Source organism: Trinickia sp. NRRL B-1857, from assembly GCF_050470685.1.
Classification (GTDB): Bacteria; Pseudomonadota; Gammaproteobacteria; order Burkholderiales; family Burkholderiaceae; genus Trinickia.
In genome coordinates this window covers 969044-988919 of sequence record NZ_JBFLUK010000011.1, presented here as the reverse complement: position 1 = coordinate 988919, position 19876 = coordinate 969044, and the positions used below count along the sequence as shown (strand labels likewise).

14 protein-coding genes and 1 pseudogene are annotated in these 19876 nt (G+C 62.1%); 12 read left to right on the top strand and 3 right to left on the bottom strand.

The genetic code is table 11. The features are described 5' to 3' along the window. The first annotated feature begins 203 nt into the window (after positions 1–203). Positions 204–932, top strand: coding sequence for a FadR/GntR family transcriptional regulator (locus AB1286_RS25440; RefSeq protein ID WP_430366002.1), 729 nt, complete (start codon positions 204–206; stop codon positions 930–932). A gap of 71 nt (positions 933–1003) precedes the next feature. Here AB1286_RS25440 and AB1286_RS25435 read toward each other — a convergent pair whose 3' ends face one another. After that, positions 1004–2749 (bottom strand): IlvD/Edd family dehydratase, encoded by a 1746-nt coding sequence (locus tag AB1286_RS25435; protein WP_430366001.1) that lies wholly within the window; start codon positions 2747–2749, stop codon positions 1004–1006. Between the two features lie 444 nt (positions 2750–3193). Here AB1286_RS25435 and AB1286_RS25430 point away from each other — a divergent pair. From AB1286_RS25430 to araH, 9 genes and pseudogenes are all read left to right on the top strand, one after another. Continuing rightward, positions 3194–4078: pseudogene (locus AB1286_RS25430) on the top strand (ABC transporter substrate-binding protein); the annotation flags it as partial. A 29-nt stretch (positions 4079–4107) separates the two neighbouring features. After that, on the top strand, positions 4108–5628 hold the full coding sequence (locus AB1286_RS25425) for a sugar ABC transporter ATP-binding protein (protein ID WP_430366000.1): 1521 nt from the start codon (positions 4108–4110) through the stop codon (positions 5626–5628). Next, positions 5625–6662 carry an ABC transporter permease gene (locus tag AB1286_RS25420; RefSeq protein ID WP_430365999.1) on the top strand — a complete coding sequence of 346 codons (1038 nt, stop codon included), beginning with the start codon at positions 5625–5627 and terminating at the stop codon, positions 6660–6662. The genes AB1286_RS25425 and AB1286_RS25420 overlap by 4 nt, the downstream gene beginning before the upstream one ends. Beyond that, complete coding sequence (gene yjfF / locus AB1286_RS25415) at positions 6659–7762, top strand: galactofuranose ABC transporter, permease protein YjfF (protein WP_430365998.1); 1104 nt, start codon at positions 6659–6661, stop codon at positions 7760–7762. Before AB1286_RS25420 ends, yjfF begins: the two co-directional genes overlap by 4 nt. 21 nt (positions 7763–7783) lie before the next feature. Further along, a complete protein-coding gene (locus AB1286_RS25410) occupies positions 7784–8710 on the top strand; it encodes a dihydrodipicolinate synthase family protein (protein WP_430365997.1) in 927 nt (308 codons plus the stop codon). A 13-nt stretch (positions 8711–8723) separates the two neighbouring features. Continuing rightward, positions 8724–9650 (top strand): Gfo/Idh/MocA family protein, encoded by a 927-nt coding sequence (locus tag AB1286_RS25405; protein WP_430365996.1) that lies wholly within the window; start codon positions 8724–8726, stop codon positions 9648–9650. Between the two features lie 160 nt (positions 9651–9810). Next, a complete protein-coding gene (locus tag AB1286_RS25400) occupies positions 9811–10815 on the top strand; it encodes an arabinose ABC transporter substrate-binding protein (protein WP_430365995.1) in 1005 nt (334 codons plus the stop codon). Positions 10816–10868: 53 nt separating this feature from the next. Next, on the top strand, positions 10869–12380 hold the full coding sequence (gene araG / locus AB1286_RS25395; protein WP_430367314.1) for an L-arabinose ABC transporter ATP-binding protein AraG: 1512 nt from the start codon (positions 10869–10871) through the stop codon (positions 12378–12380). 77 nt (positions 12381–12457) lie between these two features. Then, a complete protein-coding gene (gene araH / locus AB1286_RS25390) occupies positions 12458–13453 on the top strand; it encodes an L-arabinose ABC transporter permease AraH (RefSeq protein WP_430365994.1) in 996 nt (331 codons plus the stop codon). A 143-nt stretch (positions 13454–13596) separates the two neighbouring features. On the opposite strand, the gene AB1286_RS25385 is transcribed toward araH, so the two are convergent. Both AB1286_RS25385 and AB1286_RS25380 read right to left on the bottom strand, forming a co-directional pair. Continuing rightward, a complete protein-coding gene (locus AB1286_RS25385) occupies positions 13597–14814 on the bottom strand; it encodes a Bcr/CflA family efflux MFS transporter (RefSeq protein WP_430365993.1) in 1218 nt (405 codons plus the stop codon). 373 nt (positions 14815–15187) lie between these two features. Continuing rightward, positions 15188–15757 carry a Spy/CpxP family protein refolding chaperone gene (locus AB1286_RS25380; RefSeq protein ID WP_430365992.1) on the bottom strand — a complete coding sequence of 190 codons (570 nt, stop codon included), beginning with the start codon at positions 15755–15757 and terminating at the stop codon, positions 15188–15190. 274 nt (positions 15758–16031) lie between these two features. On the opposite strand from AB1286_RS25380, the gene AB1286_RS25375 reads away from it, so the two are divergent. Then, a complete protein-coding gene (locus AB1286_RS25375) occupies positions 16032–18101 on the top strand; it encodes an NAD(+) synthase (RefSeq protein ID WP_430365991.1) in 2070 nt (689 codons plus the stop codon). A gap of 309 nt (positions 18102–18410) precedes the next feature. Then, entirely contained in the window at positions 18411–19859 is a 1449-nt protein-coding gene (locus tag AB1286_RS25370) for a carbohydrate porin (protein WP_430365990.1), read from the top strand. Positions 19860–19876 lie beyond the last annotated feature (17 nt).

Below are 19876 nucleotides of genomic sequence, written 5' to 3'. Positions count from 1 at the left end.
GTCGCAGCAACGTTGCCTCGATTCAGCGAACCATTGTATGCCTGCCTCGTCAAGCGATAGGACGGCGAAGCATCGGCCCGGCGCGTGTTTCGATTGCGACGAGAACGAGGGTTAGTTCCGGTCGTAAGCGGGACACCCCATGTGCTATGCTGGCGGACACTTCACGGCCGGGACCGGCGCGAAGCTGACATCATCCCCACCCTATGGACTATCGACATCTCAAGAACCGCAAGAGCATGCACGCGCGGATCGTGCAGGAACTCGGCATCGAGATCGTCAGCGGCAAGTTCGCACCCGGCGACAGGCTGCCGCCCGAACCCACGCTTTGCGAATCTTACGGCGTAAGCCGCCCCGTATTGCGCGAGGCGACGCGTGTGCTCGTCGCTAAAGGACTCGTCGTCTCGAAGCCGCGCGTAGGCAGCGTCGTACGGCCGCGCGAAGAATGGCACATGCTGGACCCCGATGTGCTGTTTTGGACGATCAGCGTCACGCCCGAAGGCGAATTCTTCCGCTCGTTGTTGACGGTACGCCGCATCATCGAGCCCGCGGCCGCAGCCCTTGCCGCGACGAACGCGACGGACGAGGACGTCGTGCGCATTCGTCATGCCTATGAATGCATGGAAGGGGCGCAGACATCCGATGCGCTGCTCGAGCCGGATCTCGAGTTCCACCGCGCGGTGATGGCGGCGACGCATAACGACATGCTCGCATTCATCGGCAACATGATGTCGATGGCGCTTAGCGAGTCGATCAAGCTAACGAGCCGCCACCCCGATACGCATGCGCTTTCGCTGCCGCGGCACAAGGCCATCTTGACCGCGATCGAACATCGCGACCCGCTCGGCGCGCGCCAGGCTAGCCTCGTGCAGTTGGAAAATGCAAAAGCCGATGCCGAGACGATACTCGTCATCGGCGGCCGGGCCGATCGCTAATCCGTAACTTCGCACGGAGCGCGCGGCGCCCAAGCGCCGCGCCTCCATCAAAACCGAAGCGTCAATAAGCGTCAATGCGAGTGCGGCGGCACCTCCGCCCCACGACATCCGACCAGGAAGTCGAAGTCGCATCCCTCGTCCGCCTGCAAGACGTGGTCGACATACAGATTGCGATAGCCGCTGACATCGGCCGCATTGCGCCGGCCGTGCGTCTCGCGCCAATCGGCAAGACGCGCCGCCAATTCCTCGTCGCTGACCTCCAAATGCAGACGGCCGGATTCGCAATCGAGTTCGATCCAATCGCCGTTGCGCACAGCCGCTAACGGACCGCCTGCCCGCGCTTCGGGCGCTACATGCAATACGACGGTGCCATAAGCCGTTCCGCTCATCCGCGCATCGGAAATGCGCACCATGTCGGTCACGCCTTGTGCGAGCAGCTTCGGCGGCAAGCCCATGTTGCCGACCTCGGCCATGCCCGGATAGCCCTTCGGTCCGCAGTTTTTCATGACCAGGATCGAATCGGGCGCCACGTCGAGATCGGGATCGCCGATGCGGGCCTTGTAATCGTCGAAGTTCTCGAAGACCACCGCACGGCCGCGATGCTTGAGCAAAGATGCCGTCGCGGCGGATGGCTTGAGCACCGCACCGCGCGGCGCCAGGTTGCCGCGCAGCACGCATAGGCCTCCGTCCGGCACCAACGGTTTTTCGAGCGGACGAATCACCTCGTCGTTATAGATCGGCGCTTCCTTGCAGTTTTCCCAGATCGAGTGCCCATTGGCCGTCAACGCGTCCGGATGCGGCAACAATCCCGCCTCGCCCAAACGCCGCAACACAGCGGGCAAACCGCCCGCGTAGTAAAACTCTTCCATCAAGAAACGGCCCGACGGCTGGAGATCGACGAGGGTCGGCGTGCCGCGTCCCACGCGCGTCCAATCGTCGAGTTCGAGCGGCACGCCGATGCGCCCCGCGATCGCCTTCAAGTGAATCGCCGCGTTCGTCGAGCCGCCGATCGCCGCATTGGCGCGGATCGCGTTTTCGAATGCTTCGCGCGTGAGCAGCTTCGAGAGCCGCAAGTCTTCCAGTGCCATTTCGACGATGCGCATGCCCGATAGATGCGCGAGCACATAGCGGCGCGAATCGACGGCCGGGATCGCCGCGTTGTGCGGCAGCGTCACGCCCAGCGCCTCGGCCATGCACGCCATCGTCGATGCCGTGCCCATCGTGTTGCACGTGCCCGCCGAACGCGACATGCCGGCCTCGGCCGCCATGAACTGATGCAACGTGATGTGCCCGGCTTTGACCTGCTCGCTCAGTTGCCAGACGACCGTGCCCGAGCCGATGTCGCGCCCTTCATGCTTACCGTTGAGCATCGGCCCGCCGCTGACGACGAGCGCGGGCACGTCGCAACTGGCCGCGCCCATGAGCAATGCCGGCGTGGTCTTGTCGCATCCGGCCAACAGCACCACCGCATCGATGGGATTGCCGCGAATCGACTCTTCGACGTCCATTGCGGCCAAGTTGCGCGTAAACATCGCCGTGGGGCGCAGATTCGATTCGCCGTTCGAGAAGACCGGAAACTCCACCGGAAACCCGCCCGCTTCGAAGACGCCGCGCTTCACGTGTTCGGCCAGCTTGCGGAAGTGCGCATTGCAGGGCGTGAGCTCCGACCACGTGTTGCAGATACCGATGATCGGCTTGCCTTGGAACTCATGGTCGGGAATGCCTTGGTTCTTCATCCAACTGCGGTACATGAAGCCGTTTTTATCGGCCGTACCGAACCATTGGGCGGAGCGAAGCTTGCGGGGTTTGTCTGTCATTGCTGGATGCCTGCTATCGGCAGATATAGTAAAACGATTGAAGTCGCCGCCAGCTAGACTCTCGAACAGCGCAGGATGACTTTTGACATCCCGTTCGTCGCGGCGATTTCCCATATGTTGGCACAATCTTACGCCTTTCCGGCTGCATTTGGCCAGATTGCCGATAGAAATAGCATGACTATTTGGTCGATATAGCTAGGGAAAACGCGAATCGCCGCCCCTCTTCATGATGCCTATAGTTTGGCTATTTAGAAAACAGCGCGTCCGACGCGGGCAAGTTGGCGACCCGGCGCGCAGCCGTAAAAACGTAGTTCGTTCGACGCAACAAAACCAAGCACGCACCAAAGACAAACGGAGACAAGCATGGGACGTACGGCACGGTTCGCACTGAACGCATTTTTCGGATTGACACTCACCATGTCGGTCGTCGCGCAGAGTCATGCGCAAGATAAGATCACGCTAGGCTTCGCGCAGGTCGGCGCGGAAAGTGCTTGGCGTACGGCTAACACGGTATCGGTGAAGGAAGCGGCGAAGGACGCCGGCATCAACTTGAAGTTCTCCGATGCACAGCAAAAGCAGGAAAACCAGATCCGCGCGATTCGCTCGTATATTGCGCAGAAGGTCAACGTCATCGCTTTCTCGCCCGTCGTGGAATCGGGCTGGGAGCCGGTGCTGACCGAAGCGAAGAAGGCCGGTATCCCCGTGATCCTGACCGACCGCAACATCGATGTGAAAGATCAATCGCTGTATACGACGATGATCGGTTCGGACTTCCTCGAAGAAGGCCGCCGCGCGGGACGCTGGCTTGAAGAGGAGTACAAGAACAATCCGGGCCCGATCAATATCGCCGAACTGCAAGGTACGGTGGGCTCGGCGCCGGCGAACGATCGCCATTCCGGCCTGATGGAAATCATCAAGAACGATCCGAAGTTCAAGATCATCGCTTCGCAAAGCGGCGATTTCACGCTCGCGGGCGGCAAGCAAGTGATGGAAGCGTTCGCGAAAACGTACGGCAAGCAAATCAACGTCGTCTACGCGCATAACGACGACATGGCGCTCGGCGCGATTCAAGCGATGGAAGAAGCCGGTATGAAGCCGGGTACCGACGTCAAGGTCGTCTCGTTCGATGCGACCAAGGGCGGGTTCCAAGCGATGATCGCGGGCAAGATCAACGTCGACGTGGAATGCAGCCCGCTGCTCGGGCCGCAGTTGATGAGCGCCGTCAAGGACGTCGTCGCCGGCAAGACGCTGCCCAAGCGCATCGTCACGAAGGAGACGGTGTTCCCGCAGAACGTGGCGGCGCAAGTAGCGCCCACGCGTAAGTACTAATCGCAGATCCTGCTGACCGAGTGACGCCTATGACCGGCCCTCTCGTACTCGAAACGCTCGGCTTGACGAAGTCGTTTCCCGGCGTGCATGCGCTCAAAAGCGTGGACTTTCGCTTGTTCGCGGGCGAAGTCCATACGCTGATGGGCCAGAACGGCGCGGGTAAATCGACGCTGATCAACGTGCTGACGGGCGTTCATTCGCACGACGCAGGCGAGATCCGCGTCGATGGGCGCCCCGTGCGTTTCGCCGCGCCGCTCGAAGCCGAGGCGGCCGGCATTCGTACGCTCTATCAGGAAGTGAATCTGTGCCCCAACCTCTCGGTCGCCGAGAACATTTTTGCGGGCCGCCAACCGCGGCGCCGCGGCGCGATCGACTGGAAGGCCATTCATGCGGGCGCACGCGATGCGCTCGCGCAGTTGAATCTGTCGCTCGACGTCACGCAATCGCTCGACACGTACCCGATCGCCGTGCAGCAAATGGTGGCGATCGCTCGTGCCGTGAGCGTGGAAGCGCGCGTGCTGATTCTGGACGAACCTACTTCGAGTCTCGACGATTCAGAAGTAGCGAAATTGTTCGAAGTCCTACGCAATCTGAAAGCGTCGGGCATCGCGATTTTGTTCGTCACGCATTTTCTCGAGCAGACCTACGCCATCTCCGATCGCATCACCGTCATGCGCAACGGCGAACGCGAGGGAGAGTATTTGGCGAAGGACCTGCCCGTCGACGAACTCGTACACAAGATGGTGGGCAACGTACCCGTTGCCGGCGAGCGTTCCGCGGCTTCCAAGGCACAAGGCGGTTCGGCGGCATCGAGCGCCGGCGCTTCGCGCTTCGACATGCGCGGCGTAGGCCGTCGCGGCGCCGTGCAGCCCATCGACCTGACGCTGGAGCCGGGCCGAATCGTGGGCCTGGCCGGGTTGCTGGGTTCGGGACGCACGGAAACCGCGCGGCTGCTGTTCGGCGCCGATCGAGCGGATACCGGCACGATCACCGTCGACGACCAACCGATCAAGCTCGGCTCGCCACGCCACGCCGTGCGTCACGGCATCGCCTACTGTCCCGAGGATCGGAAGAAGGAAGGAATCGTCGGCGCATTGTCCGTGCGCGAGAACATCGTGCTGGCGCTCCAAGCGCGGCGCGGTTGGTGGCGCCCGCTCGGGCGCGCGAAAGAAAAGCGCATCGCCGAGCACTATGTGAAAGTGCTTGGGATCCGTACACGCGACATCGAACAACCGATCGAGCTCCTTTCGGGCGGCAATCAGCAAAAAGCGCTGCTCGCGCGGTGGCTCGCCATCGATCCGAAAATGCTGATTCTCGACGAACCGACCCGCGGCATCGACGTCGCCGCGAAATTCGAAATCATGGATCGCGTCAGCAAGCTGTGCGAGAAAGGCCTCGGCATCTTGTTGATTTCCTCGGAAATCGCCGAAGTATTGCGCGTGAGCGACCGAATCGCCGTGCTACGCGACCGCCGCAAAGTGGCCGAACTCTCGGGTGACTCGCTCGACGAGCACACCGTCTATCGACTCATCGCAGGAGGCGGAGCATGACCGCACGCTCGCTGCAAGCGATCGCACGCCATCAATTGGTCTGGCCCGCGCTCACCCTCGTTGCGCTGTTCGCGCTCGACATCGCGCATCGGCACGATTTTCTTGCGATTACGGTGCTGAACGGGCACTTCTTCGGTGCCCCCATCGACATTCTGAATCGCGCGGCCCCGCTCATCGTCGTTTCGCTCGGCATGACGCTCGTGATCGCCACGCGCGGGATCGACATCTCGGTCGGTACCGTCGTCGCCATCGCCGGCGCAACCGCCGCGATCATCCTCGCCGACGATCCGACCCGCGTTGGGCTCGCACTCGGTGCGGCCCTCGGCGTCGGCCTGCTCGCCGGCGCGTGGAACGGTTTGCTGGCGGCACTCGTCGGCATGCAGCCGATCATCGCCACCTTGATCTTGATGGTGGCCGGGCGCGGCGTCGCGCAACTGCTCACCGGCGGCCAGATCATTCCGATCGGCGCACGCGCCTACCTGCGCCTAGGCGACGGCTTCTTGGCGATGGTGCCGTGCGCCGTGTGGATCGCGGCCGCCGTGTTCGTCTTCACGATGCTGCTCGTCAATCGCACGGCGCTCGGGCTGCTCGTGCGCGCCATCGGCGTGAATCCCGTGGCAGCGCGGCTCGTCGGCGTACGCTCGACGATGATCATGTTCGGCGTCTACGTGTTTTGCGGGTTGACGGCCGCGATCGCCGGCATCTTGACGAGCTCGAACGTGCGCAGCGCCGACGGCAACAACGCCGGCCTGCTGCTCGAACTCGACGCGATTCTCGCCGTGACCCTCGGCGGCACGTCGCTCGTCGGCGGTCGTTTCTCGCTGGCCGGAACGGTACTCGGGGCCTTGATCATTCAAACGCTGACCTACACCACCTATTCGATCGGCGTGCCGCCGGAAGCCACGCTCGTCGTCAAGGCGATCGTCGTGCTTGTCGTCTGCGTCATCCAATCGGAACGCGCCCGCGGCATGATCGCCGGTCTTGCAGCGAAACTGTCGAATCCTTCCACTCGCGTTCGGCCGGAGGTGCAATGAGCGCATTCATCCGCCGTCTTCTCGATCCGCGCACACTGCCGATCGTCGTTACCATCGCGCTGTTCGCCGCGCTGTTCGGTTTCGGCTCGTTCATGTATACCGGCTTCGGCTCGCTTCAGGTTTTGCTGGGCCTGCTCGTCGACAACTCGTTCTTGCTGATCGTCGCCATCGGCACGACCTTCGTCATTCTGTCGGGCGGTATCGATCTGTCCGTCGGCGCCGTCGTGGCGTTCACGACGATCGTCTGCGCTGTGCTCGCCGAACATTGGCACTGGCCGATCTGGGCCGTCGCGCCGATCGTGCTCCTCATCGGTGCGGCCTACGGCGCCGCCATGGGCGCGTTGATTCATTATCTGCGCCTGCAACCGTTCATCGTGACGCTGGCCGGCATGTTCCTCGCACGCGGCGCGTGTTTCTTGATCACGACGCAATCGATCACGATCACCCAGCCGTCGTTCCATGCCGTGGCCGAATACAACCTGCAAATCGGTAGCGGCCAGTTGAATGCGGGGTCGCTGATTGCCCTTGTCACGCTGGCGATCGCCATCTACGTCGCGCACTTCACGCGGTTCGGGCGCAACGTCTACGCGCTGGGCGGCAACGAAAAATCGGCGCTGCTGATGGGCTTGCCGGTCGCGCGCACCAAGGTCTTGGTCTACGCACTGGGCGGGTTGTGCTCGGCCTTGGGCGGTCTCGTCTTTACGCTGTACGTGTTGTCGGGCTACGGTTTGCAAGGGCAAGGCATGGAACTCGATGCGATCGCCGCCAGCGTGATCGGCGGTACGCTGCTGACGGGCGGCGTCGGCTACATCATCGGTTCGGTGTTCGGGGTGGGCGTGCTCGGTACGATCCAAACGCTGATCACGTTCGACGGCACCTTGAGTTCATGGTGGACCCGTATCGTCATCGGCGCCCTGCTCTGCGTTTTTTGCTTGCTGCAACGCGTAATCGAACGGCAAGCGGCGCGCCGCAAGTCGAACGGCTCCGGCCTTGGCAGCACCGCGGCGCGAGACGATACGGCAAAGCGCAGCGTCGGAGACGATGCGGCCAGCACCGCCTCGTTGGGCTTGCGTACGCGCACGCCTCGCACGCTTGGATAGTTTTTATTAGGAGCACGAATAGTGACCGCATCGACCCGCCCTTTTTCGGGTGTATTTCCTGTCGCGCCGACGCCTTTTACCAATTCGGGCGAACTCGACCTTGACGGCCAGCGCCGCGTGCTCGATTGCATGATCGATCAGCGTGTGGACGGCATTTGCATTCTCGCGAACTACTCCGAGCAGTTCTTGCTGACCGACGCCGAGCGCGACGTCCTGGTCGACCTCTGCTTGACGCACGTGGCCGGGCGCGTGCCCGTCATGGTGACGTGCAGCCACTTCAGCACGCAGATCGCCGCCGAACGCGCGAAGCGCGCGGCCGCCGCCGGTGCGAGCATCATCATGGTGATGCCGCCGTACCACGGCGCAACGTTGCGCGTGGACGAAAACGCGATGTTCGATTTCTTCGGCCAAGTCGCCGCCGCAGCGAACGTTCCCGTCATGATTCAGGACGCTCCGCTTTCGGGCGTCACGTTGAGCGTGCCGTTCCTCGTGCGCGTCGCCAACGAATTGCCGCTCGTGCGCTACTTCAAGATCGAGGTACCGCAAGCGGCGGCCAAACTGCGCGCGTTGATCGCCGCGGGCGGCAACGCAATCGAAGGTCCGTTCGACGGCGAGGAAGCGATCACGCTGCTGCCCGATCTCGATGCAGGCGCCACCGGCACGATGTCGAGCGCACTGCTCCCCGATCTGATCCGCACCGTCTTCGACGACTTCCGCGCGGGACGGCGCGACGAGGCTCGGGCCGGCTATGCGCGCATCCTGCCGCTCGTCAATTACGAAAACCGCCAATGCGGCTTGCGGGCCGCGAAGACGGTCATGATGGAAGGCGGCGTCATCAAGAGCGATGCGGTCCGTCGTCCGTTGGAGCCGCTGGCGCCGGCGACGCGCGCCGAACTGCTCGAACTTGCGCGCGAAGCCAACCCGCTTGCGTTGCGTTGGGGCCGGTGAGAGCGGGGGCGCTATGAAGAAGATTTCCATCGCGTTGGTCGGCATCGGCAAGATTGCCCGCGATCAGCACCTACCCGCGATCGCGGCCGATCCCCGTTTCGAATTGGTGGCCTGCGCAAGCCGCAACGCATCCGTCGAAGGCGTGCGCAACTACCCCACGCTCGAAGCCCTGCTCGAAGCCGAACCCGGTATCGAAGCCGTTTCGCTTTGCGCGCCGCCGCTGCCGCGGTTCGCCCAAGCCCGGCAGGCGCTGTCGGCCGGCAAGCATGTCATGCTGGAGAAGCCGCCCGGCGCGTGCCTGACCGAAGTCGGCGCACTCGAAGAGATGGCGCGCACGGCCGGTCTTACGCTCTTTACGAGCTGGCATTCGCGTCACGCGCTCGGCGTCGAAGCGGCTCGCACATGGCTTGCCACGCAGGAGATCCGTCATGTGCACGTACGTTGGAAAGAAGACGTACGCCGCTGGCATCCCGGCCAAGCGTGGATCTGGGAACCGGGCGGCCTCGGTGTCTTCGATCCGGGCATCAACGCACTGTCGATCGTCACGCGCATCTTGCCGCGCGAGGTGGCGCTCGCCGCCTCCACGCTCCGGATTCCCGCCAACAAGCAAATGCCGATCGCAGCCGATCTCCAATTGACCGATACGGTCGGCGTACCCGTGCAAGTGGAATTCGATTGGCGGCACGGTCCGCAAGAGCTGTGGGAAATCGAAGTGCGCACCGCCGACGGCTCGTTGCTGCTTTCGCAAGGCGGCAACCGCCTCGCGATCGATGGCCGTGAAGTCGCGCTCGGGTCGGTGCACGAGTATCCCTCGCTCTACAGCCACTGGCATGACCTGATCCAGCGCCGTGAGCGCGACGTCGATGCACGGCCGCTCGCCCTCGTGGCCGACGCGTTCTTGCTCGGCAAGCGGGAGACGATCGAAGCATTCGTCGAATAACGGGAAGGCGCTTCGACGCGACATCGGATCGCCGATGCGGCCGCGTCGCAGCGCCTCTCGTCAAGTGCGCACGGTTACAAACCCTTAGTAGTCCTAATTTATAAGCCCGGACTTTGTTTTACAACACGGTCTACGTTAGACCGACAAGAAGGAGACTAGTATGACCAGCAAGCTTCGCCGCTTCACGTTGCGTGCCGCCATGGCCGCCCTCCTGGCCGCTCCGCTCGCGGCCCCGCTCGGCGTTCACGCGGACGAGCCCTTGAAGATCGGCTTTCTCGTGAAGATGCCCGAGCAGGCATGGTTCATCAACGAGCAAAAGGCAGCCACCGCGCTCGGCAAGAGCGAGGGGTTTAGCGTCGTGAACATCGGCACGCCCGACGGGGAACGCGTGCTCAGCGCCATCGACAACCTCGGCGCGCAAGGCGCCAAGGGCTTCGTGATCTGCGCCCCCGACGTTCGGCTCGGACCGGCGATTCAAGCGCGCGCGAAGAAGTACAACATGAAGTTCGTGACGGTGGACGACCAACTCGTCGATTCGTCGGGCAAGCCGCTCGCCGGCGTGCCGCACCTCGGCATGTCCGCGTTCAAGATCGGCAACCAAGTGGGCCAAGCGATCTCCGACGAGATGAAGCGCCGCGGCTGGAACCCTGCCGAGGTCGGTGCGATCCGCATCTCCGACTATGAACTGCCGACGGCCAAGCTGCGCACCGACGGCGCGACGCAAACGCTGCTCGCGAACGGCTTCAAGCAGGAGAACATCTTCGACGCACCGCAAAAGACGACCGACGACGAAGGCGGCTTCGTCGCCGCTTCGCCCGTTTTGTCGAAGCACCCGAACATCAAGAAGTGGGTGGTCTTCGCGTTGAACGAAGAATCGGTGCTCGGCGGCGTTCGTGCAACGGAACAGCTGCATATTCCGTCGTCCGACGTGATCGGCGTCGGCATCAACGGTGCCGGCGAAGCGTTCGCCGAGTTCCAGAAGAAGGAGCCGACGGGCTTTTACGGCACGATCGCGGTGAGCTCGACGAATCACGGCAAGGACAGCACCGAGAACCTCGTTCAGTGGATCCGCACAGGCAAGCAGCCGGCTGCCGATACGCAGACGACGGGCAAGCTGATGACGCGCCAAAACTGGCTCGACGTGCGTCGCGAATTGGGGATTTAAACGTCATGCATGACGCGAACGACAACGCTATCGTAGCGACGGGCACGGGCGCCATGCGTCCGCCCGATGCCGGCAATGCCGCGCCCTATTTGCAACTGGAGGGCATCACCGTCAGTTTTCCCGGCGTGCTTGCGCTCGATCGTGTGTCGTTCGCGGTACGCGCCGGCGAGGTGCACGGCCTCATGGGCGAAAACGGCGCCGGTAAATCGACGTTGCTGAAAGTACTCTCGGGTGTGAACGTGCCGCAGTCGGGTTCGTTGCTGCTCGGGGGTGTCGAACAGCATTTTTCGGGGACGAAGGCCGCCATCGAGGCAGGCGTCGCCATCATCTACCAGGAATTGCACCTCGTTCCCGAGCTGACCGTCGCAGAAAATCTCATGCTCGGTCAGCTTCCGAACCGGATGGGCGTGCTGACGGAGCGCGCGCTGATCGAGCGGGCCACCGAGACGCTGGACCGTCTCGGCGAGCGCATCGATCCGCGCGAGCAAGTGAAGAATCTCTCGATCGGACAGCGGCAAATGATCGAGATCGGAAAGGCGTTGATGCGCGACGCGCGAGTGATTGCATTCGACGAGCCGACGAGTTCGCTCTCGGCCCGCGAAACGACGCAATTGTTCAAGATCATCGACGGTCTGCGGCAAGAGGGCCGCGCGATCGTCTATGTCACGCACCGCATGGACGAGGTCTACGAGCTATGCGATCGCGTGACGGTGTTTCGCGACGGCAAATCGATCGAAACGTTCGAAGCGGTCGACGGCCTCGAACGCGACCGCTTGATCAGCTCGATGGTGGGCCGCTCGATTCGCGATGTCTACGGCTACCGCCCCCGCCCCGTCGGCGACGTGCGGATCGAAGCCAAAGGACTGGTCGGGCCGGGTTTGTCGGAGCCTGCATCGTTCAATGCCCGCCGGGGCGAGATTCTCGGCTTCTTCGGGCTGGTCGGCGCGGGCCGCTCCGAATTGATGAAGCTCGTATGCGGCGCCGTGCGCCCAAGCCAAGGCGAAATCGAGCTGGACGGCCGCCGCGTGCGATTCGGCACACCGCGCGATGCCGTGCGGGCCGGTATCGCGCTGTGCCCCGAAGATCGCAAGAAAGAAGGCATCGTGGCCATCGCGTCGGTGTCCGACAACCTCAACATTAGCGCCCGCCGTCATTCGAGCGTGTCTCGCTGGCTCTTGAACGAGAGGCGCGAACGCGAGCTGACGACCGAGTACATCGAAAAGCTGTCGATCAAAACGCGCAACGGCGACACGGCGATCGGAACGCTTTCCGGCGGCAACCAGCAGAAGGTCATTTTGGCTCGCTGGCTCGCCGAAAAAATCGATGTCTTCGTGATGGACGAACCGACGCGCGGTATCGACGTGGGCGCACGCGCGCAGATCTATGAGCTGCTATACGGATTGGCCGAGGCCGGCCGAACCGTGCTGCTCGTGTCCAGCGATTTGGCCGAGGTGATCGGCGTCGCGGATCGCATCGTCGTCATGAAAGAAGGTTGCATCGTGGGCGAGTTGCCCAAGGCCGAGGCGAGCCCCGATCAATTGATCAAGCTCGCGCTGCCTCGATGACCTTCCCGATTTCCTTGCAGCACTGATTTTTTTGGCCGTGCACGCTCGGCGTGCGCGGCAACGAACGAGAACCGATCATGCAACAACCTCAAACCCTATCGCAACCCGCGCCGCGCGGCCCGGCAGCCTACGCGGCCAAGACGTGGCGCATGCTCAACAAATCCGGCATCGTCATGGTGTTCGCGATTTTGTTCGTCGTCCTATGCTTCACCGTGCCCGACTTCATGACCAGCCGCAACATGCAAGGTCTGCTGTTATCGGTCACGTTGATCGGCTCGATCGCCGTGACGATGATGTTCGTGCTGGCGCTCGGCGAAGTCGATCTGTCGGTGGCGTCGATCGTCGCCCTCTCGGGCGTTGTCGCATCCACGCTCATCACGGCCACCCATAGCGTCTTGCTCGGCGTGGCCGGCGGCGTGATCGCGGGCGGCGCGGTCGGTCTCGTGAACGGCGTCCTGGTCGCGCGCTACCGCATCAATTCGCTGATCGTGACGCTCGCCATGATGGAAGTCGTGCGCGGCCTAGCCTTCATCGTATCGAACGGCGACGCGGTCATGATTTCCGAGGAACGATTCTTCGACCTCGGCGGCGGTTCGTTCCTCGGCATTTCCTATCCGATTTGGAGCAACATCGTCGGCTTCGTCGTATTCGGCTTCATCCTGCGCAAGACGGTGTTCGGCAAGAACGTGCTCGCCGTCGGCGGTAACGGCGAGGCCGCCCTGCTTGCGGGCTTGCCGGTCACGCGGATCAAGATCCTCGTCTTCGTCCTACAAGGGCTCGTGACCGGTTTCGCCGGCGTGATGCTCGCATCGCGCATGAGCCTGGGCGACCCCAAGACCTCGGTGGGCCTCGAATTGGGCGTGATCTCGGCGTGCGTATTGGGCGGCGTATCGCTTACGGGCGGTGTGGCGACGATCTCCGGCGTGCTCGTAGGCGTGCTGATCATGGGATCCGTGCAAGACGCGATGAGCCTGCTCAACGTGCCGACGTTCTACCAGTATCTGATTCGCGGCGGCATCTTGTTGCTGGCGGTCTTCTTCGATCACATCCGCCGCTCGCGCAGCGTACGCTGACGCGGCGTCTTTTCAACGGCGGACCGGGCGCATCATCGCCCGGCCGCCTTGCCTTCTTCGATGCATTCCGCGGTCCTGTCTGATCGCCGGCTTGGCCGAGCCTACGCGTTCGGCCTTTTTTCGCTTGCCAAGCTAGCTGCCGATCAGGAACGCGATCCGCTATTGTCCGCCGCAAGCGTTTCGCGCTCTCTCGGCAGGGCAACGAGCAATCCGAGCAACAGCGACGCGGCGGTCAACGCGAGAATGATCGTCATCAATACGGGCAAATCCGTCGGGCGCAGCAGCGCAATGAGCCAAAGCGTGATTCCCGCGCCAGCCATCTTGACCGTCCCTTGCAAGGCGCTGCCCGCGCCGGCGAGCTGCGGGAACGGATGAAGACTCAGGCCGAGCAGCAGCGGAGCCGATACCCCGCAGCCCACGGCGACGAGAAATGCGAAGATCAACATGACCGTTAGCCCGACGTCCGGCTGCGTCACGCAAAGCGTCACCGCCGCGCCGCTAACAACGACGAGAAACGTCAACGATGTTCTGAGCACGCGCTCGGGGGTGAACCGCGCGACGATATTTTTGGTCGCGAACGAGCCGATGACGATGCCGACCGCATAGAAAACGTACAAGAGTCCGTTTTGTGCCGACGTGAGTCGATAGTGATCCTGGAAGATAAATGGGCTAATCGTGTAATAGCCGATGGTGACGGCGAACAGCAATGCCGAGACGATGCTGTACACCATGAACGTCGCGCTCGACATAAGAATCTTATAGCTCGCGAACGCATTGCCCGACGCGCGTGAAGCGTGCTCCGGACGCGTCTCGGGCAGTGTCGTCTTGACGATGAAAAGACCTGCGAGCGTGAGCGCGAACAACGCCGCGAAGTTATATCGCCACGACAGATACAGTGTGATGACACCGCCGATCATCGGCGCAAACGCGGGTGAGACTTGCGAGGCCATGGAAAAAACCGCGAGCGCTTGCGTCAGCGATTTCTTTTCCTTGAACACGTCGCTCAGCACGGCACGGCTGATGACGGGACATCCCCCTGCTCCCAGCCCCGTGATGAGACGGCATAGCATGAGTTCATTTCCTGTTCTGGCGAACGCCGTCAATAGATTTCCCAACGCCGCGAGTAGCAGCGAAACGGCGATGATACGAACCCGCCCGTGGCGGTCGGAAGCGGGCCCATACCAGAGTTGAGAGAGCGCGAAGCCCGCAAGATAGTAGACGACCAGGCTTTCAGCTTGAGCGTGGCTGATTTTGATCGCGGCGACGATGCTCGGCAGTGCCGGGTTATAGAGATCGATCGAAAACAAGCCCAATACGAGAATGACGCAAGAGTTGATCAAGACGATACGATTTCGATTCATGACGAGGACTTCCCGATGAAAACCGGTCGATTTGGGAAGATTGTGCTCGTTATTGAATTAGCTTGCCGCGCAGTACGCATCGTTGAAAACAAGAAATAGAACGTTCCGTTCATATTTATGCGTGGCGGCTGGCTCGAGACCTTATATGAGCAAGCGACCATCGCCGGTCGCGACCATGCACAGTCGATCCGGTCGAGGGGCGCCGTCCCGTCGATTTCGATGGGAACGATTGGCGGTCGAGGAGATTCGATCGCCGCGGCCTTTAAGCCAAACCCGTTAATGCGGGCGAGCGGAGAGACGGCGGCTAGAGATTGGCGGTTCGCCGAGTGCGGCAGAGGTCAACGCTAGCGGGAGCGGCGATCGGTTTGCTGCTTTACCAATCGAACCCGTCTTCTTCGCGATAGGTACGTAGCTTCTCGAGCTGCTTGCTGGTCAGGACCGCTTCCATGCGTTTGCGAGCCGAGACCGAATTGTCGACCATCTTTTGGCGAAGCTCGCCGATCGACTTATAGGTTTCGTCGATCGCCGCTGAATCGCGCTTGGGCGCTTCATATAAATCGCGAAGCTTGGCTTGTTGATCCATCATGCTGCCCATCAACGCCCAGCGCTCGTGACGCGATTCGTCCTGGATGCGGTTGATCTTCGTTTTCTGATCGTCCGACAAACCGAGCGCATCTACCCACCCGCCGCCGAATCCCATCATGCCCCAGCCGCCGCCCATCATCCCGCGGCCGCCGCCCATCATGCCGGGGCCGTAGTCGCCGCCCATCATGCCGGGGCCGTAGTCGCCGCCCATCATGCCGGGGCCATAGCCATACCCGCCTCCGCGGGAACCCGCTCCCGGCATCTGAGCCGATGCGGATAGCGTCCCCCCCACCGCCGCGGCGAGCGCCGCAATCCAAACGGCCGCTCTCTTACTCGTCGATTTCCATTCCCGCGACATCGCACCCTCCTTTGGCTCGCCTCGCGTCCGATCCAATGTGTCACATACTGACTGTAGGAGGACGATCGCTGGGATACGTTGACCCGCATCAATCGATTGTCGGCCAACGTTTCGAGCAACGACGGCTGCCTAACGTTTGTTCGCTCGTCGTTACGGCCGCCTTGAATATCGGGCATCGCGCATCCCGTCAGCGTGCACGCCGCTGCGGCGAGCGCATCGATCTGCTATCGTGCCCCTACGTTCGTGACCGAACTAGCGAGCCAAGGAAATTGCCATGAGCGATGCGCCGAGCTTTTTCAACTTGTATCGTCACAACTTTGCTCGGATCGCAGTCGCCGTGCCGCGCGCTCATGTCGCCGATCCGGCATCGAACGCCAGAGAGACAATCGCGCTCATGCGCGAAGCCGATGCAGGGCACGCCGCATTGACGCTCTTTCCCGAGTTGGGACTTTCCTCGTACGCGTGCGATGACTTGTTCCATCAGCGGGCGCTGCTCGACGGCTGCCTAGCCGCACTCGAAGACGTCTTGGCCGCTTCGCGCGAGATCGAGTCTGTCTGTATCGTAGGGTTACCGCTCGAAATCGAAAGCTTGCTTTTCAATTGCGCGGTCGTCCTACGGCGCGGCCTCATCTTCGGGATCGTGCCGAAAACGTACTTGCCGAACTACCGAGAGTTCTACGAACCCCGCCAATTCGCACGCGGCGATCGGTTGACGCGCGACTCCGTCTCCTTGCTCGGACAATCCGATATCCCGTGCGGCAGCGCGCTGCTGTTTCGCTTCGAGCAGCAGCCGATGCTGACCTTTCACATCGAAATCTGCGAAGACCTATGGGTGCCCCTTCCCCCATCGTCATTCGCGGCATTGGCCGGCGCCACTGTGTTGCTCAATCTATCGGCGTCGAACGTGACGATCGGCAAGGCGCAATTCCGGCGCGAACTCGTCAGCAGTCAGTCGGCACGATGCCTCGCCGCTTATGCCTACAGCGCTGCCGGTTACGGCGAATCGACAACCGACCTCGCATGGGACGGTCACGGTATCGTTTATGAAAACGGCAATGCACTCGCCCAAACCCGCCGGTTTCTCGATGCCTCCCAATGCGTCTTCGCCGACGTCGATCTTGACCGGCTCATGAGCGAACGCATGCGTCAAACGACGTTTGGCGATACCGCGCATGCTCATCGAGACGCATGCGCACGCTTCCGCACGATCCCGGTGGCCGCGATGCTGCCGCGCACGATCCGTCTGCCGCTCGAGCGCGTGTTCGAACGGTTTCCCTATGTGCCGTCCAACCCGGCCGACCGCGACGAACGTTGTCGCGAAATCTACGACATTCAAGTGCAAGGGCTCGTGACGCGGATGCGGGCGGCGAAGGTTTCGCGGCTAGTGATCGGGATCTCGGGCGGGCTCGACTCGACCCTGGCGCTGCTGGTTTGCATGCGGGCGGTAGCGGCGTTGCAATTGCCGAGCACGGCGGTCATCGCTTGCGTGATGCCCGGCTTCGGTACGGGCCCACGTACGCTCGCTCAGGCCCGCCGTCTTGCCGCGGCGTTAGGGTGCGAGGAGCGCGAAATCGATATCCGCCCTAGCTGCGAACGCATGTTGCAAGATATCGGGCACCCCTATTCGAACGGCGAACCGGTGCACGACCTTACCTTCGAGAACGTGCAGGCCGGCGAGCGAACGAGCCATTTGTTTAGGATGGCCAATCAATTTGGCGCCCTCGTCGTCGGCACCGGCGACCTGAGCGAGTTGGCGCTCGGCTTTTGCACCTACGGCGTAGGCGATCAGATGTCGCACTACGGCATCAACGCGAGCGTACCGAAGACCTTGGTCGAATATATGGTTGGCCGCAGCGCTCAATGGGGCACGCTCGGAGAACAAGCGAGCACGGCCTTGATGGATGTGCTCGAAACCGAGATCAGCCCCGAACTCATTCCCCCCGGCGCGGCCGGCCAAGTGCAGCGAAGCGAAGACATCGTCGGGCCCTACGCGCTACAGGATTTTCATCTTTACTATCTGTTGCGCTTCGGCTATCGGCCATCGAAGATCGCGTTTCTCGCATGGTCCGCGTGGCATGACGCCGCACTTGGGTCGTGGCCCGATATCCCCGAAGACAAACGGAACAGCTATCAAATCGTTGCCATCAAGCATTGGCTCGGTGTGCTTTTGCAGCGATTTTTCGGCGGGCAGCAATACAAGCGCACCTGTCTGCCGAACAGCCCGAAGGTCGGCTCGGGCGGCTCGCTGTCCCCACGCGGCGACTATCGCGCGCCCAGCGATTCCAGCGCCGACGCATGGCTCGCCGAACTCGCAACGGTACCGGACGAAGCAGAAAAGGCCTAGACGATCCGATAAGGTGCGCATCCCCGCGCACCCCTATTCGACGGCGTGCAACTGCAATAGGTCTTCGCTTGCCCCTGCGCGAGTAGACCGCGCCAACTGAAAGCAAATCGAAATATTCATACCAATCAATTAAATGCGAACGGTTCGCATTAGTATTTGCATTTCTACTTTTACTCAGTACAATTCGATCCCATTCGCTGTCACACATAAATCAATCTCGAGATAGCGCAAGGCAACGCTCTCGGCCTTCCCCATCACGCGAGAGCCGATCCGCAGCGCCTTGGCGACAACACAAGCACAGGAGTTTCGATGAGGTTCAGACCAGCCGCGCGTAAGCAAGCTCACCCGTTGGCGCGTTGCGCCGCTCTTGCCTGGAGCGCGTTCGCGTCGTGCTCGGCATTTGCCGCGGGATCGCCCGACGCATTGCCGCAAGCGCAGGAGGCTGACCTCAGCATCGCAGCGCAACCCACGAGCCAGTGGACCGGACTGGCAACGCGCTCAACCCTGCTTGGCGACATCGGCGGTCTGCGGCCGTGGATCGGTCGGTACGGCATGACGTTTCAAATGACCGAGACGAGCGAATACCTCGCCAACCTTCGCGGCGGTCTTGCCCGAGGCGGCATGTACGACGGTTTGACGACGATGACCCTCGGCCTCGACACGCAAAAGGCGTTCGGATTGCCGGGCGGTACGTTCAACGTCAGCGGGCTGCAAATTCACGGCCGCAATCTGAGTCAATACAAACTCGGCACGCTGAACACCGCTAGCGGCATCGAAGCCGACGACACCACCCGTTTGTGGGAGCTTTGGTATCAGCAATCGATATTGCACGGCCGCGTCGACTTCAAGATCGGTCAACAAAGCCTCGACCAAGAATTCATGGTCAGCACGTACGCGAACACGTTCGTCAATACCATGTTCGGGTGGGCCGGCTTGCCGTCGTACGACATGCCCTCGGGCGGCCCGGCTTATCCGCTCTCGGCGCTCGGCGTCCGCGTACGCGGGCAGATTACGCCGTCGCTGACGGCTTTGGCCGGTGTCTTCGACGGCAATCCGGCTCCCGGCGAGGGCGATCCGCAGCGCCTCAACGGCAGCGGCACCAACTTCAATCTTCATAACGGCGCGCTTTATATCGGCGAATTGCAGTACGCCGTCAATCAGCCGAGCGAAGGCCAGATGGACGACGGCAAAGCCAATGCCGGTCTGCCGGGAACCTACAAGATCGGCGTTTGGTACAACAACGAGCGGTTCGCCGATCAACGCCTCGACAACACCGGTGCGTCGCTCGCGAACTCGACAACGGGGCTCGCCGCACAGCACAGGGGCAATTACAGCTTCTATGCCGTGGCCGATCAAATGGTGTGGCGCCCCAATCCCGACGAGCCGCGCAGCATCGGCGTCTTCGCGCGCGTCATGGGCGCGCCGGGCGACCGGAACCTCGTGAGCGTCAGTGCGAATGTCGGCGTCGTCATGAAAGCGCCGTTCAAGGGGCGCGACAACGACAGCGTGGGCTTGGGCCTCGCCTACATCAAGGTCGGCAGTCATGCGGCGGGACTCGACGCCGATAGCGGCAACGTCGTCCGCGGTAGCGAGACGGCGCTCGAAGCCACTTACCAATACCAGGTCACGCCGTGGTGGGTCTTACAAGGCGACGCGCAGTACACGTTCAACGCCGGCGCGGGCCAAAACCCCAACGACCAAACACAAACGCTGCGCAATACGTTCGTCGTGGGCGTTCGCACAACCATCACGTTCTAACTTCGACGGGGCTCCTT